This is a genomic window from Cellulomonas algicola, from assembly GCF_003851725.1.
GTDB classification, from domain to species: domain Bacteria; phylum Actinomycetota; class Actinomycetes; order Actinomycetales; family Cellulomonadaceae; genus Cellulomonas; species Cellulomonas algicola.
In genome coordinates this window covers 1-26,547 of sequence record NZ_BHYL01000040.1, presented here as the reverse complement: position 1 = coordinate 26,547, position 26,547 = coordinate 1, and the positions used below count along the sequence as shown (strand labels likewise).

Here is a 26,547-nt window from a genome sequence, read left to right as displayed (position 1 = left end):
GTCCCACGTCGGTGTCTGCCCAGGTCAGCGACCATGCGGTCGGTGCCCGGGCGAACGACGAGGGTGCCGCGGCCTGGTGGCCGCGGCACCCCCTGTCGTGCGTGCTACAGCGAGCTGAGGGTCAGCCCTCGGTCTCCTCGGTCGCGGCCGGCGTCGCCGTCGGCGCGTCGAGCGAGTCGTCGGCGCTGATCTCCCACTCCCAGTAGTTCCAGAAGATCGTCGGCGACAGCGGGATCGTCGAGACGCCCTTCAGCACGGAGCGGTTCGCCACCACGCCGGGGAACTGGAAGATCGGGACACCGAACGCGTCGGCGAAGAGCTGCTTCTCGATGTTGGTCGTCAGCTCCTTCTCCTCGTCGCCCGAGGCCGTGGCCATGTCGACGTACCACTGGTCGACGTCGGCGTTGGAGTAGCCACCGAAGTTGTTCAGACCGCCGGTGACGTAGTTGCCCTCGGAGTTGAGCGCGAACGTGTTCGTCGACTGCCAGCCGAACAGCGACGCGTCGTACGACGCCGTGTCGGACAGGCGCGAGCCCCACTGGTCGTCACCCTCGTCCACGACGGTGAAGCCGGCCTGGGCGGCGGAGGCAGCGATGAGCTGGTACTCGTTCGCGCGGCGGACGTTCGACTTGCCGTAGAGGAAGCGGACGCTGACCGGGGTCGCGACGCCGGCCTCGGCGAGCAGCGCCTGCGCGCCGGCGATGTCGACCTCGGCGAAGGCGTCGGAGCCGTTGTTGGCGATGACGTCGTCGTAGGTCGGCGAACCCGGGACCACCGTGAAGGAGTCACGCGTCTCGGCGTCCTCCTGCAGCGGCTTGATGAGCTTCTCGATGATCTCCTGGCGCGGGATCGTCTTGAGGAACGCCTCGCGGACCTTGCGGGCCTTCTCGGCGTCGCCGCCGTAGGTCGCCGGGTCGAACGGACCACCGTTGTTCATGATGGTGTCGACGTGCTCGAACGTGCCCTCGGGCGCGGTCGTGTAGTCGATGTTGTCGAGGCCCTCGAGGGTCTTGATGACGTCGACGGACGACTGCGGCTGGATGAGGTCGACCTCACCGTTCTGCAGGGCCGTGACGGACGCCAGCGGGTCCTCGGTGTAGCGGATCGTGATCGACGAGACCTTGGGCTTGGGACCCCACTCGTAGTCGTCACGCGCCTGGAGCGTCATGTACTGGTTCTCGACGTACTCCGACATGACGTACGCGCCGGACGACAGGTAGAGCGACTTGTCGTCGGGCAGCGAGGTGAAGTCGAACGAGGAGTTCCAGACCTTGGCGATCTTCGACAGGTCCTCGGTCTTGTTCTCCGAGAACGCGTCGATGATGGCCTGCTTGCCCTCCTCGGCGTCGTCGATGCCGAGCGCGAGCTTGGCGACGGCGTGCGCGGCGACGGGCGAGGGCTGGAAGGAGACCTCCCAGTCGGAGCGGGGCTCCGAGTAGACCAGCGTGACCGAGCGGCCGTCGTCCGAGATCTCGGGCGCGTCGTTGATCAGGGTCATGGCGACGGAGGAACCGTCGAAGTAGACGCCGGCGTCGATGGCGTCCTGGTTGGTGACGTTGCCCTCTTCGTCGTACTCCGGCTGGACGTTGTCGAAGTCGTCGTCCTGCGGGCCCCAGTACAGGAGGAGGTCGGCCGCGTCGACGGGGGTGCCGTCCGACCACTTCACGCCCTCGTTGATCGTGTACTTGATCGTCAGCGGGTCGTCGGAGACCTTCTCGTACGTGCCGACGTCCTCGTTCTTCACGAGGTTGAGGTCGCCGTCGTAGTAGTTGAACTGCGCGTTCGTCAGGTACAGAACGTTCGCGTTGGTCGTCGCGTTGCCGACCGACGTGAGGTTGTTCTGCGAGTAGAACGGCTGGTTCCAACCGACGCTGACCGAGGTGTCCTCCTCGATCTCCGAGCCCGTCTCAGGTCCGGAGCACGCTCCGAGCACCAGGGCGCCGACGGCGACCGGGGCCGCCATGGCGCTGATTCGCCTGATCTTCAATGTTCCTCCTGGGAAGGGGAGGACGTGCGGCGCCGCCGTGCGCCCGGGGTGACCGTGCGCCGGACGACGGATGGGTACACGTCCGCCGTGAGTTGGGCACACGCTAGTCAAGCAGCGTCGGACATATCGGGCACGTCGTGACTCGCGGCCCGATCGTTACCTGATTGATACTGGCTGGTACCGTCCACGATACGAGACACGTGGCCTGGGGAAACATCGGGGAAACATGTCCGATCCGGTGATCCCAGGCCCCTGAACGGGCAATTCGTTCCCGCGGGCTCCGGAAGTGTGCTACGGCGAGGTGTCTCACGTCGCCAGGTCAGACGTCTGACCGGCATGCCCCAAGATTCACCCGTGACCTCCCTCCTGCGACGCCTCGGCCGCACGCGCGCGTTCGCCCGCGTCGGGCGCACCGTCTCCGGCCTCGACCGCCGCATCCAGCAGGCCACCGACGGGCGCTGGAGCGTCCTCGGCCGGCCCACCCTCCCCCAGCTCGTCCTCACCACGACGGGCCGGCGCAGCGGTGAGCCGCGCGACGCCGTCCTCCTCTACGCGCGCGACGGCGAGCGGTTCGTCGTCATCGGGTCCAACTGGGGCCAGCAGCACCATCCCGCGTGGTCGCTCAACCTCCTCGCCGACGCCCGCGCACGCGTCGCCGTCGACGGGCGGACCGTCGACGTGGTCGCGCACCTGGCGTCGGACGCCGAGCGGGAGCGCCTGCTCGACGCGCTGCGCGCCGTCTGGCCGGGCTACGACGAGTACGCCGCCCGCTCGGGCCGCGACCTGCGCGTCTTCGTCCTCGCCCCCGTCGCCGGCTGACGAGGGGTCGGGCAGCCGCGCGCGACCCCGCCGCGCGTCACCCGCGGCGGAAGCCGCCCTCGGTGCTGAGGACCTGCCCCACCATCCAGCGGCCCTCGTCGCTGACGAGCCACGCGATGAGCCGCGCCGGGTCGTCCGGCTCGCCGAAGCGTCCGCCGGGGAACGCCGAGCCGGCCGCCGCCGGGTCCGACGCGACCAGGTCGTCGAGGTAGCCCGTGTTCACCGGGCCCGGGTTCACCGTGTTGAGCAGGATGCCGCGGTCGGCCAGGTCCGCCGCCACGGACGCCGTCACACCCGCGAGGGCGGCCTTCGACGCCGCGTACGCGATCTCGGACCGCATCGGCCCGAGCTGCTGGCCGGACGTCATCCAGACGACGCGCCCACCGGTCCGCCCGTCGTGCTGCTCCGCGAACGCCCGCGTCGCCAGCAGCGTCGCGCGGGCGTTGACCCGCCAGTGCGCGTCCAGCATCGCGGCGTCCACGTCGGCGAGCGCGCCGTCTCCCCCGCTGCGGGCCTGGTTGCAGACCAGCACGTCGAGGTGGCCGAAGGCGGCGCGCGCCTGGGCGACCAGCGCGTCGGGGCCGTCGTCGGAGCCGAGGTCGATGCTCGCGTCCGCGAGCGAGGCGCCGGGGACGAGGTCGGCGCGCAGCGCGTCGAGGACGTCGGCGGTGCTGTCCGCACCCCAGGGCTGCACGGCGTCGTGCGGGGACCAGTGGTGGACGAAGAGGCTCGCGCCCATCCGCGCCAGCCGCGACGCGACCGCGAACCCGATGCCGCGTCGTCTGCTGACGCCCGTCACGACGGCGACCCGACCCTGGAGGCTGCTGCTCACGCGCGCCAGCCTAGGAGCGGGCGCACAGGTCCACGTGGCCGTGCACCGGTCAGGATCGAAGAAGCGGTCGCCACCAGGGCGTTCCTAGCATCGGTCGCACGGAACGACGCACCACGACCCGGAGGACGACGTGAACGCCGCCAGCACCGACGAGCAGGGCCAGAACTTCACCGCCGAGGAGCGCGCCGCGATGAAGGAGCGCGCCAAGGAGGTGCGGACCGCGAAGCGCAAGGGCTCCGACGCCGGGCTCGCGGACGTGCTCGAGAAGATCGCCGAGATGCCCGACGCCGACCGCGAGATCGCCGAGAGGATCCACGCGATCGTCACCGAGGTCGCGCCGGACCTGCAGCCGAAGACCTGGTACGGCCAGCCGGCCTACGCCAAGAACGGCAAGGTCGTGCTGTTCTTCCAGGCGTCGTCGAAGTTCAAGACCCGCTACGCGACGCTCGGGTTCAACGAGGACGCCGCGCTCGACGACGGCGAGCTGTGGCCGACGGCGTTCGCGATCACCGCCGTCACGTCGGCGGTCGAGTCGACGATCCGCGACCTCGTGGCGCGCGCTGCGGGCTGACCGGACGCGGGGTGCGGGTCAGTACTCGTGCTTGAGGACGAAGAACGAGCCGCGGATCGTGCCGGCGAGCTTGGACCGCTGCCGCGCGAACTTGAAGCGGTCGGCGAGCTCGTCCGGCACGTCCATCCCGTCCGACAGCTTGAAGCCGACCGCACGCTTGCCGCCCTCGGCGAGCGTGTACAGGACGTTGACCGAGAGGCCCGACTCGTAGAAGACGTACGTCCACCGGACGCCGTCGACCTCGAAGGACGCCGCCTCGAGCGGCCGCGAGCCGATGACGAGATCGCGCTCCTCCTTCAGGATGCGATGCACGTACGCGACCGTGTCGGCGGCGTCCGACGCCGGCTCGGTCGTGAACACGTGGTCGTACTTCGTCCGGAAGTACCGGCCTCGTTGGCGCGCAGGCCGGCGAGCGCGTCCGCGACGGGCGACGACTCCAGCCCGACCGTCGAGACGTCATGGAAATCGACGACGTACGACACGTGCGCTCCCTCGTCTCGTCCCTGTCCCGGCGGGCGTCCGTCGCCCGTCGAGGCGTGCTCCCGCCATTGAAGCGGACGCGCCCGTCGCTGTCGCCGGGCGCGTCCGCCGGCCGTCCGGTGGCTGCGCGTCCCCGTCCCGCGCCACGATCTCCCTATGCCGCGCTACGCGATCGACGCCCCGACCCTGCTGTGGCTCGTCGACGACGACCGCCGCCTCGCCCCCGGCGTCCAGCTCGTCGCTCCGAAGTCCGTGCTCGTCGACGGCCTCGACCTGCTGCTCGCGGCCGTGCGCGCCGGGCGGCGCGAGCGGAGCGACGCCCTGGACGCCCACACGCGCATGACGGAGACCACGATCCGGCTCCTCGGCGACCGCGTCTCCCGTCGTCGCGCGTGGGACCTCGCGCTGCAGCACGGCTGGTCCGGCGTCCGCACCGGCGAGTACGTCGCCGTCGCGCAGCTCCAGGCCGACGCCCTCGTCGCGAGCGACCCCGACCTGCGCGCCGCCGCGGACGGCCTGGTCCCGCTCGCGGACCCGACGGACCTCCTCGGCTGAGCGCGCGCCGCCGTCAGCGCAGCGCGGTGGCGCCGATGACGGACAGGAGCTGGAGCTTCTCGTACGTCTCCGAGCCCGGGACGGCCGTGTAGACGAGCAGCGAGTGCGACTGGCCGGGGTCGATCAGCGTCTGGCACGTGAGCTCGAGGGTCCCGAGCTCGGGGTGCACGAAGTGCTTCACCTCCGGTGGGCGGACGCCGACCTCCTGCCGGTCCCAGAGGGTGCGGAACTCCTCGCTGCGCGTCAGCAGGTCGTCCGCGAGCGCCGCGGCACGCGAGCCACGCCCGCGCACGGCCGAGACCTCCCGGAGCCCGGACACCCACAGGCGCGACAGGTGCGCGTGGTCCTCGGGCGCGTAGAGGAGGCGGCTCGTCGGGTCGGTGAACCAGCGGTAGCCGATGCTGCGCGCGGGCCCGGTGTAGCGCATGAGGTCGCCGGTGAGCGCGACGCCCAGCGGCGTCTGGCGCAGCGTCTCGCCGAGCTCCGTGACGATCTCGGCCGGGGTGTCCTCGAGCCGGTCGAAGATGCGCAGCAGTCCGGGGCTGACGTGCTCGCTCGGGGTCCCGCTGGGCGGCGGACGGTGGCCCGCGAGGCGGTAGAGGTGGTCGCGCTCGGCGACCGTCAGGTGCAGGCCCTGCGCGATCGACGCGATCATCTGCTCCGACGGCTGCGGGCCCGTCCCCCGTTCGAGCCGCGCGTAGTAGTCCGTCGACATGTGGCACAACGTGGCGACCTCCTCGCGGCGCAGGCCGTCCGTCCGCCGGCGTCGCCCGCGGGGCATGCCGACGTCCTCGGGCTGCAGCACCTCGCGTCGGTGCCGCAGGAACTGCGCCATGCCGGACCGGTCGATCGCCACGCGTCCTCCTCTGGTCGTCGTGACCGTTCTACCCGGCGGTGATCTGCGGAACCACTGACTGGCAGGTCCTGGATAGCGGCCGCGGTCCGGGCGAGGGTCGTGACATCCCCATCCACGAAGGAGCCCACCCATGGCACGCGCACCCCACGACGTCACCGTCCCCGACCTCACCGGCACCCGCGCGGTCCTCACCGGCGGGAGCGACGGCATCGGCCTGCGCATCGCGACCCGCCTCGCCGCCGCCGGCGCGCACCTCGTGCTGCCGGTCCGCAACGTCCGCAAGGGCGAGGCCGCGGTCGTGACGATCCGCGCGACGGTGCCGGACGCGACGGTGTCGCTGCACGCGATGGACCTCGACAGCCTGGAGTCCGTCGCCGCGTTCGGCGACGCGATGCGCAGCGAGGGCGACCCCGTCCACCTGCTCGTCAACAACGCCGGCGTCATGACCCCGCCCGACCGGCAGACCACCGCCGACGGGTTCGAGCTCCAGCTCGGCGTCAACCACCTCGGGCACGTCGCGCTCGTCTCGCACCTGCTCCCGCTGCTGCGCGAGGGACGTGCGCGTGTGACGTCGCAGGTCAGCATCGCCGCGCGACGCGGGAGCATCCACTGGGACGACCTCAACTGGGAGCGCTCGTACGACGGCATGGCCGCGTACCGGCAGTCGAAGATCGCGTTGGGGCTGTTCGCGCTCGAGCTGCAGCGGCGCAGCGCCGCCGCCGGCTGGGGCATCACGAGCAACCTGTCCCACCCGGGCGTCGCACCCACCAGCCTGCTGTCCGCACGCGCGGAGCTCGGACGCGGCGACGACACGCGTGCCGTCCGCGTCATCCGATGGCTGTCCGCGCGCGGCATCCTCGTCGGCACCCCTGAGACCGCCGCGCTCCCTGCCCTCTACGCCGCGACCGCGCCCGACGCGCAGCCCGGCCGGCTCTACGGCCCGCAGGGCCCGGGCAACGTCGGTGGCCGTCCCGGCGAGCAGGCCCTCTACCCGTCGCTGCGCAGCCAGGACGAGGCCCGCCGCGTCTGGCAGACGTCCCAGGAGCTGGTCCGCGAGACCTTCCCGGCGAGGTGACAGCGGGACGTCCCCGCGCACGAGGGAGCCCGTCAGCGATGGACCGGTCAGTGGTGCTCGTCGAGCGTGACGACGCTGAGTCCGTCGCCCGTGTAGTGCCGGGCGTAGATCAGGTGCTCGTCCGAGTCGACTCGCGAGACCAGGGTCCGGACGAGGTCCCGGTCTCTCGTGATGTCGACCGTGTCGGGATAGACGTGGTGAAGCACGAGGTCGGCGCCGTCGCAGAGCCTCTCGGCCTCCGCTCGGAGCAGCCAGGCAGGCGACCGATCGAGCGTCACTCCAGACGGGAGCCTCAATCGGCCGTCGCGCAGGAACCGGAACGCCACGGGCACCTCCGCACTCCCGACCCGGGTCAGACGTTGAAGCGGAACTCCACCACGTCGCCGTCGGCCATGACGTAGTCCTTGCCCTCGACGCGGGCCTTGCCAGCTGCGCGCGCGGCGGCGACCGAGCCGGCGGCGACGAGGTCGTCGAACGAGATGACCTCGGCCTTGATGAAGCCCTTCTGGAAGTCGGTGTGGATGACCCCGGCGGCCTGCGGCGCGGTCCAGCCCTGGCGGATCGTCCAGGCGCGGGCCTCCTTCGGGCCGGCCGTGAGATAGGTCTGCAGTCCGAGGGTGTGGAAGCCGACGCGGGCGAGCTGGTCGAGACCCGCCTCGTCCTGGCCGTTCTCGGCGAGCATCTCGGCGGCCTCGTCGGGCTCGAGCTCGACGAGCTCTGACTCGAACTTCGCGTCGAGGAAGATCGCGTCGGCGGGCGCGACGAGCGCGCGCAGCTCGTCCTGCATGGCGGTGTCGGCGAGGCCGGCGTCGTCGGTGTTGAAGACGTAGATGAACGGCTTGGCCGTCATGAGCTGGAGCTGCGCGACGTGCTCGTCGTCGGCGAGGCCCGCGGCGAACAGCGTCTGGCCCTTCTCGAGGACCTCGTTCGCGGCGACGGCCGCCGCCAGGAGCGCGGGGTCGGCCTTCTTGCCCTTGACCTCCTTCTCGAGGCGCGGGATCGCCTTCTCGAGGGTCTGGAGGTCGGCGAGGATCAGCTCGGTGCTGATGATCTCGATGTCGTCCTTCGGGTTCACCGCGCCGGACACGTGCACGACGTCGGGGTCGGCGAACGCCCGCGTGACCTGGCAGATCGCGTCGGCCTCGCGGATGTTCGCGAGGAACTTGTTGCCCAGGCCCTCGCCCTCGCTCGCGCCCTTGACGATCCCGGCGATGTCCACGAACGACACCGTCGCGGGCAGGATGCGCTCGGAGCCGAACAGGTCGGCGAGCACCTGGAGGCGCGGGTCGGGCAGCGGCACGACGCCGACGTTCGGCTCGATCGTCGCGAACGGGTAGTTCGCCGCGAGGACCTGCGCCCGGGTCAGCGCGTTGAAGAGGGTGGACTTGCCGACGTTGGGCAGGCCGACGATGCCGATGGTGAGTGCCACGGGCGGCAAGTCTACGGGCGGTCACCGCACGGCGATGCCGCCCGAGGGCCGCCCGGCCGTGGGCCGCGACCCGGCGCCCCCGTCGCGGCGTGGCCCGGCCGCCCGACGCGGCGGCGTCAGGCGAACGCGACGAGCTGCTTGAGGAGGTCGGTCTGGCGTCGCTCGAGGATCCGCCCGCCGACGCGCACGCCCACGACGAGCGCGACCGTCCCGAGCGCGAGGCCGACGACGAGCGTGACCCATCCGAGCCATGTGATCCCCTGCCGCACGGCGATCAGCGCGAGCACCCCCTCGGGCAGGGACGCGGCGGCGACGGCGAGCGACCCGGCGAACTGCGACACCACGGCCGTCGTCCCGCCGTTCGACTTCGTCTGGAAAGGGTTCTCCCCTGCCTTCTGGACCGGGTAGACGACGAGCGCCGACGCGATGCTCGACGCGCCCCACGCGGTGAGCAGCACGCCGAACGAGACGCCGAGCAGCGCGGGCAGCGCGTCGGCGCGCCCGACGACGAGCGCGGGGGCGACGACGCAGACGAGCACGAGCGGCACGCCGAGCAGCGCCGCGGACAGCACGCGACCCAGTCGGTCCACCGAGCCGCGCAGGGGTGCGGCGACGTGCGTCCAGAACGCGGAGCCGTCGTACGCCACGTCGGCGGAGATCCCCCACCCCATGAAGTAGGCCGCGACCGGACCGAGGATGAGCAGCAGCTCACCGCCGGGCGACGAGAACCACAGGAAGATCGGCACGATCGGGATGAACACGAGCGACGCCGCGTACCGCGGGTCGCGCACCCAGTAGGTGAGGCAGCGCGCCGTCACGGCGCCGAGCGGTGTCGCGGGCAGCCGCGTGAACCAGCCGAGGTCGCGGCCCTTGCCGCCGACGTGCTCCTGGATCGGGTTGACCAGGCTGTGCGCGAGGCTGCGGTCCCACGCGACGGCGAGGACCAGGAGCGTCACGACGGCGACCGCGAGCCGACCGAGCGCGACGAGCCAGTCACCGTCGACGACGGCCGCGGGCACGCCCCAGGCAGCGCCCAGCGGCGACCACGCGAGGCCGTTCACCAAGCCGTCGAGCTGGGCGCCGTCGAACGCACCGCCGAGGCTCGACAGGATCGGGCCGATGAGGAAGATCGGCAGCAGCGCCACGATCGCGAGCACCTCGCGCACGCGTCGACGGGCGACCAGCGGTGCGACGAGCGTCGTCGTCGCGCGGCTGCCGACGACAGCGGTCACGAGGAACAGCAGCGCGGCCGGGATGGCGGCGACGAGCGCGGCGGGGTCACGCCACCACGCGCCGACGGTGCCCAGCGAGACGAGGGTCGTCATGACGCCGGGGACGCCGATGAGCCCGCCGATCGCGAGGCCCGCGACGAGCTGGCGGCGCGGGATCGCGAACGTCACGAACCGTGCCGGGTCGACGGTCGAGTCGACGCCGAACGCGACGAGCGGGACGACCCACCAGCCGAGCATCACGGCCGAGCCGGCGAGGACGACGACGGTGGGCAGCAGGTCGGGCGACGCGACGGACACCGTGACGATCCCCGCGACCGCGATCACGGTGACGAACAGCCCGTAGAGCAGGCCGACGACCAGGCCGATCACCTGCCACACGCTGCGCTTGAGCCCGTTGCGCAGCAGCGTGAGCTTCAGTCGGACGAGGTGCGCAACCACGCGAGCCCCTCCCCGCTGACGCGCCCGCCGACGAGGTCGACGAACCGGTCCTCCAGGCTGGCGTCGCCGCGCACGTCGTCGACGGTGCCCGCGGCGAGCACGTGCCCGCCGGCGATGATCGCGACGTGGTCGCACATGCGCTGGACCAGGTCCATGACGTGCGACGACACGATGACGGTGCCGCCCGAGCGGACGTACGACGCGAGGATGTCGCGGATGTTCGCCGCGGACACCGGGTCGACGGCCTCGAACGGCTCGTCGAGCACCAGCAGGCGCGGGACGTGGACGAGCGCGCAGGCCAGCGCGACCTTCTTCGTCATGCCCGCCGAGTAGTCGACGACGAGCGTGCCCGCGTCCTTCGTGAGGTCCATCGCGGCGAGCAGGTCGCGCGTGCGCTCCGCGGTCGTGTCGCGGTCGAGGCCGCGCAGCAGGCCCGCGTACGTGATGAGCTGCTCGCCCGTCAGGCGGTCGAAGAGCTTCACGCCGTCGGGCAGCACGCCGAGCATGGCCTTGACCTGCAGCGGCGACGCCCACAGGTCCTGCCCGTGGACGAGCACCGTGCCCGCGTCGGGCTGGAGCAGGCCGGTCGCCATCGACAGCGTCGTCGTCTTGCCTGCGCCGTTCGGGCCGACGAGCCCGTAGAACGAGCCCGCCGGCACGTCGAGGTCCACGCCGGCGACGGCGATCTTCTCGCCGAAGCGTCGCCACAGGCCGCGCAGCGCGAGCGCGGGCGCGGCGGACGTGGCGGGGTGGGCGGCGTCGGGCGCGGGCACCGGCACGGGGCCGGGGGCCGGGACCGACGCGGCGGACGGGGTCGGGGCGACGTCCTCGGGCGGCATCGGCCCAGCATAGGCAGCATGTCGGACCGTGCGGCGCGGGTCGGCGCCACGCCGGCGCACACCCGGGCCCGTGTCGGTGGCGGCTGAGAGGGTGCGGGCATGGACACGACCGCGCTGCTCGTCGGCCTCCTCGTCGGCCTCGTCGCCGGCGCGACCGTCGCGTGGCTGCTCGCGTCGTCGTCGGCTCGCCGCACGGCCGCCCGCCTGCACGCCGCCGAGGTCGAGGTCGCCCGTGCCCGTGCGGTGCTCGACGCGGAGCGCGCCGCGACCGCCGACCGGCTCGCCGCAGCGCAGGCCGACTCCGAGCGCGTCGCCGACCAGTTCCGTGCGCTCGCCGCCGACGCGCTCGCGACGAGCTCCGACCAGTTCCTCGCGCTCGCGCACCAGCGGTTCGCGGCCGACCACCAGACGCAGGTCGGCGAGCTCGCCCAGCGCGAGCAGGCCGTGCGCGCGCTCGTCGAGCCGCTGTCCCGCACGCTCGACCAGGTCCGCGCCGAGCTCGCCGAGGCCGAGAGGGCGCGCGTCGAGGGGCACGCGGCGCTCGGCGAGCAGGTCCGCGCCATGCGGGTGGCCTCCGAGCAGCTCCGCGGGGAGACGGCGCAGCTCGTCACCGCGCTGCGGTCGTCGCAGGTCCGCGGCCGGTGGGGCGAGGTGCAGCTGCGCCGCGTCGTCGAGGCCGCCGGGATGCTCGCGCACGTCGACTTCGTCGAGCAGGAGCAGGTGCGGACCGACGACGGGCTGCTGCGCCCCGACATGGTCGTGCGGCTCGCGGGCGGCAAGCACGTCGTCGTCGACGCGAAGGTCGCGTTCCTCGGCTTCCTCGAGGCGTCCCAGACGGACGACCCTGCTGTGCGCGCGGACCGGCTCGCCGCGCACGCTCGGCACGTCCGCAAGCACGTCGACGACCTCGCGTCGAAGCGGTACTGGGACCAGTTCGCGCCCGCGCCCGAGTTCGTCGTGATGTTCGTCCCCGCCGAGTCGTTCCTGCACGCCGCCGCCGACCAGGACCCGACGCTCGTCGAGTACGCGTTCGAGCGGAACGTCGTGCTCGCGACCCCCGTCACGCTGCTCACGCTGCTGCGGACCGTCGCCTACGCGTGGCGGCAGGACGCGCTCGCCAGCAACGCGCAGGCCGTCCTGTCGCTCGGCAAGGAGCTGCACGGCCGGCTCGCCACGATGGGCGCCCACCTGACGCGCCTCGGGCGGGCGATCGACTCCGCCGCGGGCGCCTACAACCAGGCCGTCGGCTCGCTCGAGACGCGCGTCCTGGTGAGCGCGCGCCGGTTCGCCGACCTGCACGTCGTCGACGGCGACCTCCCGACGCCGACGCCGGTCAACCCGCAGCTCTCCGTCGTGAGCGCACCCGAGCTCGTCGCGTCCGCCGAGGAGCAGATCGTGGCGCTCGACGACCGCGTGCTCGGTGACGGCGTCGAGCGGCGCGACGCGCGGGCCCTCGACGCGGAGCTCGCGCGTGCCGAGGACCGCCGCGCCGCGGGCGACGGGTCGACGAGCGCCTGACGCTCGGGCGACCGCTGAGCCACGAAGCCGAACGGGTCGCGCGGCCGCTCGGGTCACGCCGCTCAGTCGTCGCGCCGGTCGGGCCCTGGGGCGTCCTTCCCGTGCGAGCGGGGGCGCAGCAGGCGCGACGGGCGGGGGGACGTCTCGGCGCGGGACCGGCGCGCGAGCAGCGAGGTGACCTCGCCGGTGACGTGCTCGGTGACGTGCCGCGTCAGCCGCGCGCGGGCCTCGAGGCGCTGCGCGCGGAGCAGCTCGTGGTGCTCGCGGCCGAGCGCGCGGGCCAGGGACACCACCATCCCGATCATCACGAGCGAGAACGGCAGGGCGATGAGGATGGCCGCCGTCTGCAGCGCGACCAGCCCCCCGGCGAGCAGCAGCGCGATCGCGAGCAGTCCACCGAGCGTCGCCCAGATCACGCGCACGGGCCGGCTCGGGTCGGGGTTGCCGCCGGACGACAGCATCGCCACGACGAGCGACCCGGAGTCGGCCGAGGTGATGAAGAACAGCCCGATCAGCACGATCGCGAGCACCGACAGCACGGATCCCCACGGCAGGCCGGCGAGCACGTCGAACAGCGCGTTCTCCGCGACGACCGTGCCGTCCGCACCCACGAGGCCGCCCGTGCCGAAGATCTCGCGGTAGATGGCCGCCCCGCCGAGCACCGAGAACCAGAGGAACGTCACGAGCGTCGGCACGAGCAGCACCCCGGCCACGAACTCGCGCACCGTCCGCCCGCGGGAGATGCGGGCGATGAACACGCCGACGAACGGCGCCCAGGACATCCACCAGCCCCAGTAGAACGTCGTCCACATGGCCTGCCACGCCTCGCCCTCCGGGCCCGCGTACGCGCTCACGTTGAAGGTCAGCGAGACGACCGACGAGAGGTAGACGCCGATCGACTGCACGAAGTCGCGCAGCAGGAACAGCGTCGGACCGAGCAGGAGGACGGCGACGAGCAGCACGCCCGCGAGCGCGACGTTGATGTTCGACAGCCACTTGAGGCCGCGGTCCAGGCCGCTGAGCACCGACCAGGTCGCGATCGCGGTGATGACCACGATGAGCACGACCTGGGTGGTCCGCCCGGACGACGCGACACCGACGTGCCGCAGGCCGGCCGAGATCTGCAGGACACCGAGGCCCAGCGAGGTCGCGACGCCGAACATCGTCCCGACGACGGCCGCGACGTCGATCGCGTCGCCCAGCGTGCCGCGGACCCGGTCGCCGAGGAGCGGCTCGAGCGCCCAGCGGATCGAGACGGGCCGCCCGCGCCGGTGCACGGCCCACGCGACGGCCAGGCCGACGACGACGTAGATCGCCCACGCGTGGACGCCCCAGTGCAGGTAGGTCTGCGCGAGCGCCGACTGGGCGAGCTGCGCCTGCGTGCCGGTCACCCCGGGCTTGGGGTTCGCGAAGTGGCTCAACGGCTCCGCGACGCCGTAGAAGACGAGGCCGATGCCCATCCCGGCGGCGAAGAGCATCGCGAACCACGTCCGCAGCCCGAACTCCGGCCGGTCGTCGTCCGTGCCGAGCGTGAGGTCGCCCCACCGTCCGAGCCCGAGCCACAGCGCGAACGCCACGAAGCCCGCGACGAGCAGGACGTAGTACCACCCGAAGACGCCGATGACGTTCTCCTGCAGCACGCCGACCACGTCCTCCGCGGTGTCGGGGAACGCGATCGCGAGGGCGGCGACGCCGAGCACGATCCCGAGCGCGGGCCAGAAGACGCGGCGTTGGATGCCGGCGAGACCGCGGCCGTAGGACAGGGAGGTGCGCCGCGACGGGCTGGCGGTGGGCATCGTTCCACCCTCGCACACGCCCGACCGGGCCTCACTACGGGGCGCTCCCCACGACGCCGGCCCCGGGCCGGGGCGCCGCGTGCGCGCGGGTCGGCGCGGGGCCGGTCCCGGTTCCGATCCCGCGGAGCGTCAGGCGGGCTGGACGTCGAGGGAGCGGCGCCCCTCGCGGCGCGGGCGCTCCGGGGTCGCACCGGAGGCCTTGAGGTCGGCGCGCAGCTCGCGCGGGAGCGAGAACATGAGGTCCTCGGTCGCCGTGCGGACCTCCTCGACCTCGCCGTAGCCCAGGCCGGCCAGCAGCTCGAGGACGTCGCGGACCAGGATCTCGGGCACGGACGCGCCGGACGTGACGCCGACGGTCGTCGCGCCGTCGAACCAGGCCGGGTCGATCTCGGACGCCTTGTCGACGCGGTAGGACGCGCGTGCGCCGGCGTCGAGCGCGACCTCGACCAGGCGGACCGAGTTCGACGAGTTCGCGGACCCGACGGTGATGACGACGTCACAGTGCGGCGCCAGCTTCTTGACGGCGACCTGGCGGTTCTGCGTGGCGTAGCAGATGTCGTCGCTCGGCGGGTCCTGCAGGTGCGGGAACCGCTCGCGCAGCCGGCGGACGGTCTCCATCGTCTCGTCGACGGACAGCGTGGTCTGCGAGATCCACACGAGGCGCTCGGGGTCGCGCACGACGACGTCGTCGACGGCCTCCGGGGAGTTGACGACCTGGATGTGCTCGGGCGCCTCGCCCTGCGTGCCCTCGACCTCCTCGTGGCCCTCGTGGCCGATGAGCAGGATGTCGTAGTCCTCGGCCGCGAACCGCACGGCCTCCTTGTGCACCTTCGTCACCAGGGGGCACGTCGCGTCGATCGTCTGGAGCGAGCGGGCGGCGGCCGCGGCGTGCACGGCCGGGGAGACGCCGTGCGCGGAGAACACGACGCGCGCGCCCTCGGGGACCTCGTCGGTCTCGTCGACGAAGATCGCGCCGCGGGCGGCGAGCGTCTCGACGACGTACTTGTTGTGCACGATCTCCTTGCGGACGTACACAGGGGCGCCGTAGTGCTCGAGGGCCTTCTCGACGGCGACGACGGCCCGGTCGACGCCGGCGCAGTACCCGCGGGGCGCGGCGAGCAGCACGCGCTTGGTCGGGGGCACGCCGGGGGCCTGGTCGGTCGCAGAGGTCACGTCGCGAGTCTACGTTCGCACCGCGCGCAGACGACCCCGCGCGGGTGTGCGTTCGCGCACCTCCACGCGACGTCCACGCGCCTCGCACGCGTCGACCGGACCGCGACCCCGTCATGACGCCCGCGTCGGGGACGTGAGCGGGCGTCATGACGGGGTCGACGGCGCGGGGCAGGTCTCGGCCGACGACTGAGGTTGTCCGCGGTGTGGGGCAGGCTGTGCGGGTGAGCACCGAACCCCAGGAGCCCGCCGCGCGGCTGCCGCTGCCGCTGCGCGCGGCCGAGACGACGCCCGAGCGCCCCTGGCCCGTCCGGCACCTCGCGCCGAAGATCGCGGACTACATCGCGCGGATGCCGCCTGTGTGGGTCGAGGGGCAGGTGCTCAACCTCAAGCGCTGGAACACCATGTACTTCCTCACGCTGCGGGACACCGACCTCGACATGTCGCTGTCGGTCACCGCGCCCGCCGGTGCGATCCGACGGCTGGGCGACGCGGCGGCCGACGGCGCACACGTCGTGGTGCACGCGAGCCCGCGGTTCCACGCCAAGAAGGGCGACCTGACGTTCCAGGCCGACGACGTGCGCCTCGTCGGGCTCGGCGAGCTGCTCGCGCGCATCGAGCACCTCAAGGGCGTGCTGGCCGCCGAAGGGCTGTTCGACCCCGCCCGCAAGCGGCCGCTGCCCTTCCTGCCTGCGGTCGTCGGGCTCGTGTGCGCGCAGCAGGGCGACGCGGAGCACGACGTCGTGTCGAACGCGCGGGCGCGCTGGCCCGGGGTGCGGTTCGAGATCCGGCGCGTGACGGTCCAGGGGCCGCGCGCGGTGCCCGAGGTGTCGGCGGCGATCGCGGACCTCGACGCGGACCCGCGCGTCGAGGTGGTCGTCGTGGCGCGCGGCGGCGGGTCGTTCGAGGACCTGCTGCCGTTCAGCAACGAGACGCTGGTCCGGGCGGCGGCGGCGTGCCGGACGCCGCTCGTCTCGGCGATCGGGCACCACATGGACGCGCCGCTGCTCGACCTGGTCGCGGACTTCCGCGCGTCGACGCCGACGGACGCCGCCAAGCGCGTCGTGCCCGACGTGAGCGAGGAGCGGGCACGCGTGCTGCAGCTGCGGCACCGGTCGCGCGGTGCGCTCGTGCACCGGCTCACCCGCGAGCAGGCGGGCCTCGACCACTGGCGCAGCCGGCCGGTGCTCGCGCAGCCGACCGCGCTCGTCGACGGGCACGAGGCGCGCGTGCACGTGCTGCGCGACGCCGCCCGGCGGGCGCTGCACACCGAGCTCGTGCACGGCCGTGCGGAGGTCGCGGGGCTGGCGGCTCAGGTCCGGGCGCTCTCCCCCGCGGCGACGCTCGAGCGCGGGTACGCCGTCGTGCAGCGCGCCGACGGCGCGGTCGTGCGCGACCCTGTCGACGTCGACCCCGGCGACCGGCTGCGCGTCCGCGTCGCGCAGGGCGAGATCGCCGCGGAGGTCGTCACGCCCTGACGACGTCGGGCGTCCGGTCGGTGACGGACGGACGGGTGGGTCGGCGGCGGGTGGTTGACTGTGCGTCGTGCCGACGACGCCCTCCCGCAGCACCCCCGACAGCCCTCCGCAGCAGGACGCCGACGTGGCGGCGCTGACCTACGAGGAGGCGCGCGACGAGCTCGTCGCGGTGGTCGCCCGGCTCGAGGCCGGCGGGGCGTCGCTCGAGGAGTCGCTGCGGCTCTGGGAGCGTGGCGAGGCGCTCGCCGCACGCTGCCAGCAGTGGCTCGACGGCGCCCGCGAGCGCCTGGCCGCGGTGCGCGCGGCCGACGAGCCGACGTCCGGGTCGCCCACGACCCCCACGAACGAGCAGGAGGACGACCGGTGAGCGAGCGGGCCCTGGTGATCGGCGAGGCACTCATCGACGCGGTGCGTCGACCGGACGGCTCGCGCGCGGAGCACCCCGGCGGCAGCCCGGCGAACGTGGCGCTGGGCCTCGGTCGGCTGGGGCGCGAGGTCGACCTGCTGACCTGGCTCGGGCTCGACGCGGAGGGGGACGCGGTGCGTCGGCACCTCGAGGCGTCGCACGTGCGCGTGCTGCAGGGCGACCGCTCCCCCGCACGCACGCCCGTCGCGACCGCGCATCTCGACGCGCAGGGGGTCGCGACGTACGAGTTCGACCTCGAGTGGGACCTGCCGTCCACGTGGGACGAGCTCGCGGGCGACCCGGTCGTCGTGCACACCGGGTCGATCGCGGCGGTGCTGCAGCCCGGCGGCGCGCGCGTCGCGCACGAGGTGTCGCGGCGTCAGGGGACCTCGACCATCACCTACGACCCGAACCTGCGGCCCGCGCTCATGGGCTCGCCCGCGCACGCGCAGCCGTACGTCGACGCGCTCGTGCGGCTGGCCGACGTGGTCAAGGTCAGCGACGAGGACCTCGCGTGGCTGCACCCGGGCGTCGCGCCCGCGGAGATCGCCGAGGAGTGGAGCCGGTCGGGACCCGCGCTGGTCGTCGTGACGCACGGCGGTGAGGGTGCGTTCGCGAGCACGGCGGCGGGTGCCCGGATCACGGTGCCGGCGCCGTCGGTGCAGGTCGCGGACACGGTCGGTGCGGGCGACTCGTTCATGGGCGGGCTCATCGACGGGCTGTGGTCCGCGGGCCTGCTGGGGGCGGACCGTCGGGAGGCCCTGCGTGACGTCGACGCGGCGACGGTCGAGCGCGTGCTCGAGCGCTGCGCGCGCATCGCCGCGATCACCGTGTCCCGCCCGGGCGCGAACCCCCCGACGTCGGCCGAGCTCGACGCCTGACGGATGTCCGGCGCCCCCTCGACGGCGGCCTCGATGGCGGTCGACGGGCCGCGCGCCGCGCCGGCGCCACCGTGCGTACCGCTGACGCGGTGACGCGTGACGCCGAGGTGTCGCCGTCGCGCCTGACGCTCAGGCCGTCTTGGTCCGCTCCCGGTCGCGCTGCTCGCGCGCGTGCGCACGCTCGAGCGACGCCTTGCGGTCCTGCTCGTTCTGCTCGTCGATCGCCCTCGCCTCACGCTCGTCGAAGGTGAGGTTCTCGCCCGTCTCGGGGTCGAAGACGAGGATCTTCGACGCGTCGAACCAGAGGGAGGCCCGGTCGCCGTCGCGGACCCGGGAGTCGGACGCGAGCGCCACGACGAGCTGCGTGCGCAGGCCCTCGCCGTCGAGGTCGCGGTCGAGCTCCTCGAGCTTGCCGCGGACCGACTCGTGCGTCTCGAAGGGGATGTAGGCGAACAGGTCGGAGCCCAGCCACTCGGTGACGTCGACGTCCGCCTCGAACGTGACCCCGCCCGTGCGGCCCTGCCGCTGCGCGACGGTGCCGTCCTCGAAGTGCTCGGGCCGGATCCCGACGATCACCAGCTGCCGCGACCCGATCCGGCGCCGCAGGTCGTCGGTGAGCGGGACCTCGGCGAACGGCAGGCGCAGCGTGTCGCCGGACAGCTCGCCGGGCACGAAGTTCATGGGCGGCGAGCCGATGAACCCGGCGACGAACAGGTTGACGGGGTGCTCGTAGAGGGCGCGCGGCGACGCGACCTGCTGCAGCTCGCCCTTGCGGAGGACGGCGACGCGGTCGCCGAGGGTCATGGCCTCGGTCTGGTCGTGCGTGACGTACACGGTGGTCGTGCCCATGCGGCGCTGCATGCGGGCGATCTCGGTGCGCATCTGGCCACGGAGCTTGGCGTCGAGGTTGGACAGCGGCTCGTCGAACAGGAACGCGCGCGCGTCGCGGACGATCGCGCGGCCCATCGCGACACGCTGCCGCTGGCCGCCGGACAGGTTCGCGGGCTTGCGCTCGAGGTGGTCCTGCAGCTCGAGGGTCTCGGCGGCGAACCTGACCTTCTCGCGGATCTGCGCCTCGGTGAACTGGCCCTTGGTGAGCCGCAGCGGGAACGCGATGTTCTCGGCGACGGTGAGGTGCGGGTAGAGCGCGTAGTTCTGGAACACCATCGCGAGCTGGCGGTCGCGCGGCGCCTTCTCGTTGACGCGCTCCCCGCCGATCTTCAGCTCGCCGTCGGTGATGTCCTCGAGCCCGACGATCATGCGCAGCAGCGTCGACTTCCCGCAGCCGGACGGGCCGACGAGGATGACGAACTCGCCGTCGGCGATGTCGAGGCTCACGCCCTTCACGGCGTGGAAGCCGTCGGGGTAGCGCTTCTGGATGTCGGTGAGGGTGATCGCAGCCATGGAGGTCTCCTTCGGGTCAGCCCTTGACCGCGCCCTGGGTCAGGCCCGCGACGATCTGGCGCTGGAACAGCAGCACGAGGATGACGACGGGGATCGTGACGATCACCGCCGCGGCGGAGATGGCACCGGTCGGCTCCTCGAACTGGGAGGCGCCGGTGAAGAACGCGAGGGCCGCGGGCACGGGACGCGCGCGGCTCGTCGAGGTGAGCGAGATGCCGTAGACGAAGTCGTTCCACGCGATGAAGAACGCGATGAGCGCGGTCGTGAACACGCCGGGTGCGGCGAGCGGCACGATCGCCTTGCGGAACGCCTGCCAGCTGGTCGCGCCGTCGACCTGCGCGGCCTGCTCGAGCTCCCACGGGATCTGCCGGAAGAACGCGGCGAGCGTCCAGATGGAGATCGGGAGCGTGAGGGACAGGTACGGGATGATGAGACCCGCCCACGTGTCGTACAGGCCGATGTTGCGCCACAGGTTGAACAGCGGTGTGACGATCGAGATGACGGGGAAGATCGAGACGCCCAGCGCGGTCGTGAGGATGAGCCGCTTGCCGGGGAAGTCGAGCCGCGCGATCGCGTAGGCGGCGAGCGTGGCGAGGACGACGGCGATGGCCGTGGCGATGAGCGAGATGCCGATCGAGTTGCGCAGCGCCGGCAGGAACAGGTCCCGCGCCGACCCGTCGGGCCCGAGGATCTCGTTGTAGTTCGTCCACGTCCACTGCGACGGGAGGAACGTCCCCGTGTTCAGCTCGCTGGGCAGCTTGAACGACGTCGCCATGATCGACAGCACGGGGAACAGCGCGTAGGTCAGGACCAGGACCGTGATGACGGCCCAGGCGACCTTCATGCGGGTGGTCAGGGCGCTCATCAGCTCTCCCCCCTCGCGCCGGCGAGATCGACCTTGAAGAGCTTGATCGCGATCCAGCAGATGCCGATCACGGCCAGGAACAGCAGCACCGAGATCGCGGACCCGAGGCCGATCTCGAGTCTCCCGATGGACGTCCGGTAGGCCAGCAGCGACAGCACGGTGGTGCCCGCGGAGCCGTTCGTCATGATGAAGACGTTGTCGAAGATGCGGAACGCGTCGAGGGCCCGGAACAGGACGGCGACCATGATCGCGGCCTTCATGTTCGGCAGCGTGACCCGGCGCAGGCGCTGCCACCATGTCGCGCCGTCGACCTCGGCGGCCTCGTCGAGCTCGCCGGGCACCTGCGCCAGACCGGCCAGGAGCAGCAGCGAGATGAACGGCGTGGTCTTCCAGATCTCCGAGGCGATGATGACGAAGATCGCGGTGCCGAACTCGGCGAACCAGTTGAGGTTCTCGTCGATCCCCGGCACCCAGTCGAACCAGGTGTTCACGTAGCCGGAGTTGATGTCGAACGCGTAGAACCACGCGAACGCGGAGACGACGGTGATGATCCCGTAGGGCACGAGGATCGCCGTGCGCAGCAGCCCGCGCAGCCGCTTGATCGCCCGGTGCATGACGAGCGCGAGCGCGAACCCGAGGACGAGCTCGACCGCCACCGTGATCACGGTGATGAGCACGGTCACGCCGAACGCCTGCCACCAGACCGCGTCGGAGAGCACGACGCCGTAGTTCGCGAGACCGACGAACGAGCGGTCGTCCGGTGCGGTGAGCCGGTACCGGAACAGCGAGTCGTACATCGCCTGCAGGATCGGGTACAGCGTGACCGCCAGCATGACGACGAACGCCGGACCTGCGAGGTACCAGCCGAGCCGCGCCTCGGCTCGTGCACGGTCGGACCGCAGCGCCTTCGCGGATCGCCCGGCCGTGCCGCGGATCTCCGCCGCTGCGGGGGCTGTCGCCTGGCTCGTCATGACCCCTCCCCTCTCACAGCAGCTGGTCGCCGCGGAGGACCGCGGTGATGAAGTCGGTGGACTTCTGCGGCGTCGTGTCGGGGTTCACCGACGACGGCGGGTGCCACGTCTCCTGCAGACCGGACGACACCTCGTTGTAGTAGGGCGTCTGCGGTCGCGGCGCGGCCTGCTCGAGCGACTGGCGGATGACGGGCGCCATCGGGAACGCCTCGATCACCTGCGGGTCGTCGAAGGCCGTCGTGTTGGACGGCGGGTTGCCGTTCTCGACGAAGTAGTAGACCTGGTTCTCGGGCTGCACGATGCACTCGGCCGCGGCGAACGCCTGGTCGACGTACCGGCTGAACGCGCCGACGCCGAGGTTGATCCCGCCGTACGGCGGCCGGGACTCCTGCGCCTCGTCGACCTGCGGGTAGAGCGCCCACCCGATGTCGTCGAGCACCGACTGCTCGATCGCGCCGTCCTCGACGCCCGCCTTGGTCGCGGGCCAGACGAACGGCCAGTTGACCATGAACGAGCCGCGATCCCCCTGGAAGATCGTCATCGACGCGTTCTCGTCCTCGGTCGGCAGCGCCGGCCCGGCGAGGTCGTCCTTGCCGATGGTGCCGATGATCTCGGCCGCCGCGCGCCCCGCGTCGGAGTCGAGGCCGAGCGTGAGCTCGTCGGCCGGGGCCTCGGGGTTCTCGAGGATCTGCCCGCCGGCCGACTCGACGAGCGCGTTGATCCAGACGGTGAGCGACTCGGCCTTGGCGCCCTGCACGCTGAGGTACTTGTCCTGGGACTTGGAGGCCTCCATGACCTGCTGCCACGTCACGGGTGCCGTCGCCGGGTCGAGCCCTGCGGCCTGCGCGACCGACTTGCGGTACCAGAGCAGCTGCGTGTTCGCCCAGAACGGGACCGTGACGAGCTTGTCGCCCCAGGTCGCGCCGTCGAGCGCGCCCTGCACGACGTCCTGCGAGACGCGCTGCGCGACGTCGTCGGGGATCGGCGCGAGGAACCCGGGCTCGGCGAGCTCCGGGATGAACGGCGGGTCGAGGCTCATGAGGTCGATCGACGTGTCCTTCGCGGCGAGCCGTCGGGCGAGCTGCTCGCGCTGCGAGGCGGCGTCGCGGGGCAGGACCGACACCTCGAGGCGGTACTCACCGCCCGCCTGGTCGGTGCAGCGGCGGGCGATCTCCGCCTGCCCGCCGTCGTCCGGGTTGATGTACCACGTGAGCACGGGCGGCCCCGACTCGGCCGCGCACGCCGCGAGCGGCGCGAGCAGACCGACCGCCGCCACCATCACGAGCGCTCTCGTCCGGCGTCGCACGAGCCACCTCCCCCGTCGGCGCAGCGTCGCGCCATGACCTTGCCTACTCCTGTCGTCGCAGGTCCGCCACGGGAACGCGGGTCGCGGGGCACCGTCCGCGACCGCCTGGCGGTCATCCGCTGCCGCCCGGGCGGGTTGCTGCCACCATGTCGGTCGTGCCGAACGTGACGCCCGCCGAAGCCTGGTCCGCACTGCGTGAGGGGAACGCCCGCTTCGTGCGCGGCGAGATGGAGCACCCGTCGCAGGGAATCGACCGCCGCGCCGAGCTCTCGACCGCCCAGCACCCGTTCGCCGTGATCTTCGGCTGCTCGGACTCGCGGGTCGCGGCCGAGATCATCTTCGACCAGGGCCTGGGCGACGTGTTCGTGGTCCGGACCGCGGGGCACGTGCTCGACACGACCGTCATCGGGTCGATCGAGTACGGCGTCGAGGTGCTGGGCGCGTCGCTCGTCGTCGTCCTCGGTCACGACTCGTGCGGGGCCGTCGCCGCCGCGACCGCCGCGCTGCAGGACGGCTCGCTCCCGCGCGGGTTCGTGCGCGCCGTCGTCGACCGCGTCATCCCGTCGATCGTCAACCTCGCGGGCGAGGGCGGCATCGGCAACGTCGACGCCGCGACGCTCGGCCACGAGCACGTCCGGCACACCGTGCAGATGCTCCAGGGCTACTCGGTGTCCCTCGCCGAGGCGATCGCCGAGGGACGCTGCGCGATCGTCGGACTCGAGTACACGCTCGCCGACGGCCAGGTGCACCTGACGGAGTCCGTCGGCGACATCGGCTGACCGCCCGCGCAGGGCGCAGCGGAACCCCCGGGCCGCGCGTCAGAGCCAGGAGTCCTCGGGGCCCGGGCGCGCGTCCGGCTCCTCGTCGTGGACCGTGAGGCGCTCGCGCCAGTAGAGGCCGCCGTCCTGCCGCCGACCCACCAGACCGGCCTCGACGAGGTCGCGGCGCAGGCGGACGGGGTCGTCGGACACCTCGGCGAGTCGCGCGGTCAGGGCCCGCTCGGGTGCGGCCTCGCCCGGTGCGAGCAGCCGGGCAGCGAGGTGCTCCAGGACGAGCGTGCGGTCGTCGAGGCGGCGCGGGGTACGGACCAGGCGGCCGTGCTCGAGGAACCTCTCGGCGGGGCACGCGGGCGTCGGAGACGTCATGTGGCCATCGTCACGCGTCCGGTGCCCCGGCGCCGTGCGGCAGGATGGACCGCATGACTTCCGCACCTGTCACGGGCACGTCGTCGTCGCCCGAGTTCCGGATCGAGCACGACACGATGGGCGAGGTGCGGGTCCCCGCGGCCGCGCTGTACCGCGCGCAGACGCAGCGGGCCGTCGAGAACTTCCCGATCTCCGGCAGCACCCTCGAGCGCGGGCACATCGAGGCGCTCGCCCGGATCAAGAAGGCCGCCGCGCGCGCGAACGCCGAGCTCGGTGTGCTGCCGCAGGACGTCGCCGACGCGATCGTCGCCGCCGCCGACGAGGTCGCGTCGGGCGCGCACGACGCGCACTTCCCGGTCGACGTCTACCAGACGGGCTCGGGGACCTCGTCGAACATGAACACGAACGAGGTGCTCGCGACGCTCGCGACGCGCGGCCTCGGTGCGGACGTGCACCCGAACGACCACGTCAACGCGTCGCAGTCGTCGAACGACGTCTTCCCGACGTCCGTGCACGTCGCCGCGACCGCGGGCGTCGTGCGCGACCTCGTCCCCGCGCTCGAGCACCTCGCCGCCGCGCTGCAGGACAAGGCCGACGCGTGGGCGACCGTCGTGAAGTCGGGCCGCACGCACCTCATGGACGCCACGCCGGTGACGCTCGGCCAGGAGTTCGGCGGGTACGCCGCGGCCGTCCGGTACGGGGTCGAGCGGCTGCAGGCCGCGCTCCCCCGCGCCGCGGAGGTCCCGCTCGGCGGCACGGCCGTCGGCACCGGCATCAACACGCCCGCCGGCTTCCCGCAGCGGGTCATCGAGCTGCTCCGCGAGGACACCGGGCTGCCGCTGACCGAGGCGCGCGACCACTTCGAGGCGCAGTCGTCGCGCGACGGTCTCGTCGAGCTGTCCGGCGCGCTGCGCACGATCGCCGTGAGCCTCACGAAGATCTGCAACGACCTGCGCTGGATGGGCTCGGGCCCGAACACGGGCCTGGGCGAGCTGTTCATCCCCGACCTGCAGCCCGGGTCGTCGATCATGCCCGGCAAGGTCAACCCCGTCGTGCCCGAGGCCGTGCTCATGGTCGCCGCACGCGTCGTCGGCAACGACGCGACCGTCGCGTGGGCCGGTGCGTCGGGCTCGTTCGAGCTCAACGTGCAGATCCCCGTCATCGCGTCCGCGGTGCTCGAGTCGATCCGCCTGCTCGCCAACGCGAGCCGCGTGCTCGCCGACAAGACCGTCGCGGGCCTCGAGGCGAACGAGGAGCGGGCCCGCGCGTTCGCCGAGTCGTCCCCGTCGATCGTCACGCCGCTCAACCGCGTCATCGGGTACGAGGCCGCCGCGAAGATCGCGAAGCACGCCGTGAAGAAGGGCCTGACCATCCGGCAGGCCGTCGTCGACCTCGGCTACGTCGAGCGCGGCGAGGTCACCGAGGAGCAGCTCGACGCGGCCCTCGACGTCCTCAGCATGACGCGCCCGCCGCAGGCGTGACCCCGCGCCCGACCGGTCGACCGCACCGGCCGGGCGCACCCCGAAGAGTCCGGCCGCCCGGTCGGGTCGATCCTGGTGACGACCCGCCGGGCGGTCGCGCGTCCCCGTGCCGCCGCCCGGCCCTGACCCCCGGGAGGCGCCCGTGCGCACCGTCTACGCCTACGTCCTCGTGTCCCTCGACGGCTTCCACGCGGCACCCGACGGCGGCCTCGACTGGTTCACGACCGACGACGAGCTCGAGCGGTACTCCGCCGCGCAGGGCGACGCGATCGACACGATCGTCATGGGGCGTCGCACGTTCGAGCTCATGGCGTCGTACTGGCCGACACCCGAGGCGTACCGGGACGACCCCGTCGTGGCGGGCTTCATGAACGACCTGCCGAAGGTCGTGCCGTCGCGGACCCTGAGCGCGCACCCGTGGGGGCCGACCGAGTTCGTCGCCGACGACGTCGTGGGGCGGCTGCGCGCGCTCAAGGAGCAGCCCGGCAAGGACGTCGCCGTCTTCGGCTCGTCGACGCTCGTGGCCTCACTGCTGCCGACCGGGGTCCTCGACGAGCTGCGCGTGGTCGTGCAGCCGGTCGTCCTGGGGGCGGGCCGGCGGTTCCTCGACGGCGCCGGCGGCACGACGCTCGAGCGGCTGTCCGTCCGCGCCTTCCCGGCGGGCAGCACGCTCCTGACCTTCCGCCCGGTGCCCGCCGCGGGCTGACGACAGCAGACGGCCGGGCCGGGCGTGGTGACACCCGACCCGGCCGTGCACCGGCGCAGCCGCCGCGTCAGGCCTCCGCGCGCGCCGGCTCCGGCGCGGGCTGCGCGGGGTGGTGCGCGGGCCGGACCGCGTGCATCGCGAGGCACGCGACGAGGCCGAGCGCCAGGACCGCGACCGTGAGCAGCAGCGTCTGCGCGACGGCCGTCGAGAAGCCGGCGTGCACGGCCTGCGTCGCGGCGTCGGTGATCTGCCGCGCGACGTCCGCCGGGACCGAGTCGGGGAGCTGCGGTGCGGCCGCTGCGCCCGC

At 72.8% G+C, this 26,547-nt stretch carries 25 protein-coding genes and 2 pseudogenes; 11 read left to right on the top strand and 16 right to left on the bottom strand.

Annotated features, from left to right (window positions below; genetic code table 11):
• Positions 1–121 precede the first annotated feature (121 nt).
• Positions 122–1,963, bottom strand: coding sequence for an ABC transporter family substrate-binding protein (locus tag CTKZ_RS02745; protein ID WP_225916292.1), 1,842 nt, complete (start codon positions 1,961–1,963; stop codon positions 122–124).
• Between the two features lie 378 nt (positions 1,964–2,341).
• Here CTKZ_RS02745 and CTKZ_RS02740 point away from each other — a divergent pair, with 378 nt between their 5' ends.
• On the top strand, positions 2,342–2,806 hold the full coding sequence (locus CTKZ_RS02740) for a nitroreductase/quinone reductase family protein (protein WP_235843160.1): 465 nt from the start codon (positions 2,342–2,344) through the stop codon (positions 2,804–2,806).
• A 37-nt stretch (positions 2,807–2,843) separates the two neighbouring features.
• On the opposite strand, the gene CTKZ_RS02735 is transcribed toward CTKZ_RS02740, so the two are convergent.
• Complete coding sequence (locus tag CTKZ_RS02735) at positions 2,844–3,638, bottom strand: SDR family oxidoreductase (protein ID WP_124341495.1); 795 nt, start codon at positions 3,636–3,638, stop codon at positions 2,844–2,846.
• A gap of 190 nt (positions 3,639–3,828) precedes the next feature.
• On the opposite strand from CTKZ_RS02735, the gene CTKZ_RS02730 reads away from it, so the two are divergent.
• The gene (locus CTKZ_RS02730) at positions 3,829–4,209 is read left to right on the top strand and encodes an iron chaperone (protein WP_124341501.1); all 381 of its coding nucleotides are present in this window, start codon (positions 3,829–3,831) and stop codon (positions 4,207–4,209) included.
• Between the two features lie 18 nt (positions 4,210–4,227).
• On the opposite strand, the pseudogene CTKZ_RS02725 reads toward CTKZ_RS02730, so the two are convergent.
• Positions 4,228–4,691: pseudogene (locus tag CTKZ_RS02725) on the bottom strand (DUF8821 family protein).
• 154 nt (positions 4,692–4,845) lie between these two features.
• Here CTKZ_RS02725 and CTKZ_RS02720 point away from each other — a divergent pair.
• A complete protein-coding gene (locus CTKZ_RS02720) occupies positions 4,846–5,244 on the top strand; it encodes a hypothetical protein (protein ID WP_124341494.1) in 399 nt (132 codons plus the stop codon).
• A 13-nt stretch (positions 5,245–5,257) separates the two neighbouring features.
• On the opposite strand, the gene CTKZ_RS02715 is transcribed toward CTKZ_RS02720, so the two are convergent.
• Complete coding sequence (locus CTKZ_RS02715; RefSeq protein ID WP_124341500.1) at positions 5,258–6,079, bottom strand: helix-turn-helix transcriptional regulator; 822 nt, start codon at positions 6,077–6,079, stop codon at positions 5,258–5,260.
• A 151-nt stretch (positions 6,080–6,230) separates the two neighbouring features.
• Here CTKZ_RS02715 and CTKZ_RS02710 point away from each other — a divergent pair, with 151 nt between their 5' ends.
• Entirely contained in the window at positions 6,231–7,175 is a 945-nt protein-coding gene (locus tag CTKZ_RS02710) for an SDR family oxidoreductase (RefSeq protein ID WP_124341493.1), read from the top strand.
• A gap of 47 nt (positions 7,176–7,222) precedes the next feature.
• Here CTKZ_RS02710 and CTKZ_RS02705 read toward each other — a convergent pair whose 3' ends face one another.
• The 4 genes from CTKZ_RS02705 to CTKZ_RS02690 all read right to left on the bottom strand — a co-directional run bounded on the left by CTKZ_RS02705 (position 7,223) and on the right by CTKZ_RS02690 (position 11,113).
• On the bottom strand, positions 7,223–7,501 hold the full coding sequence (locus CTKZ_RS02705) for a hypothetical protein (RefSeq protein ID WP_124341492.1): 279 nt from the start codon (positions 7,499–7,501) through the stop codon (positions 7,223–7,225).
• A gap of 26 nt (positions 7,502–7,527) precedes the next feature.
• Complete coding sequence (ychF, locus tag CTKZ_RS02700; protein WP_124341491.1) at positions 7,528–8,604, bottom strand: redox-regulated ATPase YchF; 1,077 nt, start codon at positions 8,602–8,604, stop codon at positions 7,528–7,530.
• Positions 8,605–8,720: 116 nt separating this feature from the next.
• Positions 8,721–10,274: a hypothetical protein gene (locus CTKZ_RS02695; RefSeq protein WP_124341490.1), complete on the bottom strand. Its 1,554-nt coding sequence runs from the start codon at positions 10,272–10,274 to the stop codon at positions 8,721–8,723.
• Positions 10,250–11,113 carry an ABC transporter ATP-binding protein gene (locus CTKZ_RS02690; protein ID WP_225916290.1) on the bottom strand — a complete coding sequence of 288 codons (864 nt, stop codon included), beginning with the start codon at positions 11,111–11,113 and terminating at the stop codon, positions 10,250–10,252. The genes CTKZ_RS02695 and CTKZ_RS02690 overlap by 25 nt, the downstream gene beginning before the upstream one ends.
• Positions 11,114–11,212: 99 nt before the next feature.
• On the opposite strand from CTKZ_RS02690, the gene CTKZ_RS02685 reads away from it, so the two are divergent.
• Positions 11,213–12,631: a DNA recombination protein RmuC gene (locus CTKZ_RS02685; RefSeq protein ID WP_124341489.1), complete on the top strand. Its 1,419-nt coding sequence runs from the start codon at positions 11,213–11,215 to the stop codon at positions 12,629–12,631.
• Between the two features lie 62 nt (positions 12,632–12,693).
• Here the strand turns inward: CTKZ_RS02685 and CTKZ_RS02680 are convergent, their stop codons facing one another.
• On the bottom strand, positions 12,694–14,427 hold the full coding sequence (locus CTKZ_RS02680; RefSeq protein WP_124341488.1) for a BCCT family transporter: 1,734 nt from the start codon (positions 14,425–14,427) through the stop codon (positions 12,694–12,696).
• A 129-nt stretch (positions 14,428–14,556) separates the two neighbouring features.
• Positions 14,557–15,600 carry a 4-hydroxy-3-methylbut-2-enyl diphosphate reductase gene (locus CTKZ_RS02675; RefSeq protein ID WP_124341487.1) on the bottom strand — a complete coding sequence of 348 codons (1,044 nt, stop codon included), beginning with the start codon at positions 15,598–15,600 and terminating at the stop codon, positions 14,557–14,559.
• A 221-nt stretch (positions 15,601–15,821) separates the two neighbouring features.
• On the opposite strand from CTKZ_RS02675, the gene xseA reads away from it, so the two are divergent.
• The 3 genes from xseA to CTKZ_RS02660 all read left to right on the top strand — a co-directional run bounded on the left by xseA (position 15,822) and on the right by CTKZ_RS02660 (position 18,362).
• Positions 15,822–17,075, top strand: a complete 1,254-nt coding sequence (xseA, locus tag CTKZ_RS02670; protein ID WP_124341486.1) for an exodeoxyribonuclease VII large subunit — start codon at positions 15,822–15,824, stop codon at positions 17,073–17,075.
• Positions 17,076–17,142: 67 nt separating this feature from the next.
• A complete protein-coding gene (locus tag CTKZ_RS02665; RefSeq protein ID WP_124341485.1) occupies positions 17,143–17,442 on the top strand; it encodes an exodeoxyribonuclease VII small subunit in 300 nt (99 codons plus the stop codon).
• Positions 17,439–18,362 carry a carbohydrate kinase family protein gene (locus CTKZ_RS02660; RefSeq protein WP_124341484.1) on the top strand — a complete coding sequence of 308 codons (924 nt, stop codon included), beginning with the start codon at positions 17,439–17,441 and terminating at the stop codon, positions 18,360–18,362. Before CTKZ_RS02665 ends, CTKZ_RS02660 begins: the two co-directional genes overlap by 4 nt.
• Before the next feature lie 129 nt (positions 18,363–18,491).
• Here CTKZ_RS02660 and CTKZ_RS02655 read toward each other — a convergent pair whose 3' ends face one another.
• From CTKZ_RS02655 to CTKZ_RS02640, 4 genes are read right to left on the bottom strand one after another with little or no spacing between them, the layout of a single operon-like run.
• Positions 18,492–19,766 carry an ABC transporter ATP-binding protein gene (locus CTKZ_RS02655; RefSeq protein ID WP_124341483.1) on the bottom strand — a complete coding sequence of 425 codons (1,275 nt, stop codon included), beginning with the start codon at positions 19,764–19,766 and terminating at the stop codon, positions 18,492–18,494.
• Between the two features lie 16 nt (positions 19,767–19,782).
• Positions 19,783–20,631 (bottom strand): carbohydrate ABC transporter permease, encoded by an 849-nt coding sequence (locus tag CTKZ_RS02650; RefSeq protein WP_124341482.1) that lies wholly within the window; start codon positions 20,629–20,631, stop codon positions 19,783–19,785.
• Entirely contained in the window at positions 20,631–21,602 is a 972-nt protein-coding gene (locus tag CTKZ_RS02645) for a carbohydrate ABC transporter permease (protein ID WP_124341481.1), read from the bottom strand. Before CTKZ_RS02645 ends, CTKZ_RS02650 begins: the two co-directional genes overlap by 1 nt.
• Positions 21,603–21,615: 13 nt before the next feature.
• On the bottom strand, positions 21,616–22,908 hold the full coding sequence (locus CTKZ_RS02640) for an extracellular solute-binding protein (RefSeq protein ID WP_371852308.1): 1,293 nt from the start codon (positions 22,906–22,908) through the stop codon (positions 21,616–21,618).
• A 146-nt stretch (positions 22,909–23,054) separates the two neighbouring features.
• Here CTKZ_RS02640 and CTKZ_RS02635 point away from each other — a divergent pair, with 146 nt between their 5' ends.
• Entirely contained in the window at positions 23,055–23,687 is a 633-nt protein-coding gene (locus CTKZ_RS02635) for a carbonic anhydrase (protein ID WP_124341480.1), read from the top strand.
• Between the two features lie 39 nt (positions 23,688–23,726).
• Here the strand turns inward: CTKZ_RS02635 and CTKZ_RS02630 are convergent, their stop codons facing one another.
• Positions 23,727–24,053 carry a DUF2087 domain-containing protein gene (locus CTKZ_RS02630; protein WP_124341479.1) on the bottom strand — a complete coding sequence of 109 codons (327 nt, stop codon included), beginning with the start codon at positions 24,051–24,053 and terminating at the stop codon, positions 23,727–23,729.
• A 53-nt stretch (positions 24,054–24,106) separates the two neighbouring features.
• On the opposite strand from CTKZ_RS02630, the gene CTKZ_RS02625 reads away from it, so the two are divergent.
• A complete protein-coding gene (locus CTKZ_RS02625) occupies positions 24,107–25,534 on the top strand; it encodes a class II fumarate hydratase (RefSeq protein WP_124341478.1) in 1,428 nt (475 codons plus the stop codon).
• Positions 25,535–25,676: 142 nt separating this feature from the next.
• On the top strand, positions 25,677–26,240 hold the full coding sequence (locus CTKZ_RS02620) for a dihydrofolate reductase family protein (RefSeq protein ID WP_160142808.1): 564 nt from the start codon (positions 25,677–25,679) through the stop codon (positions 26,238–26,240).
• 67 nt (positions 26,241–26,307) lie between these two features.
• On the opposite strand, the pseudogene CTKZ_RS02615 reads toward CTKZ_RS02620, so the two are convergent.
• Positions 26,308–26,547, bottom strand: a pseudogene (locus CTKZ_RS02615) (MFS transporter); the annotation flags it as partial.

Coding starts and splice junctions, on each gene's coding strand:
- CTKZ_RS02745 (WP_225916292.1), bottom strand. CDS start 1,963: ATGGCGGCCCCGGTCGCCGTCGGCGCCCTGGTGCTCGGAGCGTGCTCC.
- CTKZ_RS02730 (WP_124341501.1), top strand. CDS start 3,829: ATGAAGGAGCGCGCCAAGGAGGTGCGGACCGCGAAGCGCAAGGGCTCC.
- CTKZ_RS02720 (WP_124341494.1), top strand. CDS start 4,846: ATGCCGCGCTACGCGATCGACGCCCCGACCCTGCTGTGGCTCGTCGAC.
- CTKZ_RS02715 (WP_124341500.1), bottom strand. CDS start 6,079: ATGGCGCAGTTCCTGCGGCACCGACGCGAGGTGCTGCAGCCCGAGGAC.
- CTKZ_RS02710 (WP_124341493.1), top strand. CDS start 6,231: ATGGCACGCGCACCCCACGACGTCACCGTCCCCGACCTCACCGGCACC.
- CTKZ_RS02690 (WP_225916290.1), bottom strand. CDS start 11,113: ATGCCGCCCGAGGACGTCGCCCCGACCCCGTCCGCCGCGTCGGTCCCG.
- CTKZ_RS02685 (WP_124341489.1), top strand. CDS start 11,213: ATGGACACGACCGCGCTGCTCGTCGGCCTCCTCGTCGGCCTCGTCGCC.
- CTKZ_RS02680 (WP_124341488.1), bottom strand. CDS start 14,427: ATGCCCACCGCCAGCCCGTCGCGGCGCACCTCCCTGTCCTACGGCCGC.
- CTKZ_RS02655 (WP_124341483.1), bottom strand. CDS start 19,766: ATGGCTGCGATCACCCTCACCGACATCCAGAAGCGCTACCCCGACGGC.
- CTKZ_RS02650 (WP_124341482.1), bottom strand. CDS start 20,631: ATGAGCGCCCTGACCACCCGCATGAAGGTCGCCTGGGCCGTCATCACG.
- CTKZ_RS02645 (WP_124341481.1), bottom strand. CDS start 21,602: ATGACGAGCCAGGCGACAGCCCCCGCAGCGGCGGAGATCCGCGGCACG.
- CTKZ_RS02635 (WP_124341480.1), top strand. CDS start 23,055: ATGTCGGTCGTGCCGAACGTGACGCCCGCCGAAGCCTGGTCCGCACTG.
- CTKZ_RS02630 (WP_124341479.1), bottom strand. CDS start 24,053: ATGACGTCTCCGACGCCCGCGTGCCCCGCCGAGAGGTTCCTCGAGCAC.
- CTKZ_RS02625 (WP_124341478.1), top strand. CDS start 24,107: ATGACTTCCGCACCTGTCACGGGCACGTCGTCGTCGCCCGAGTTCCGG.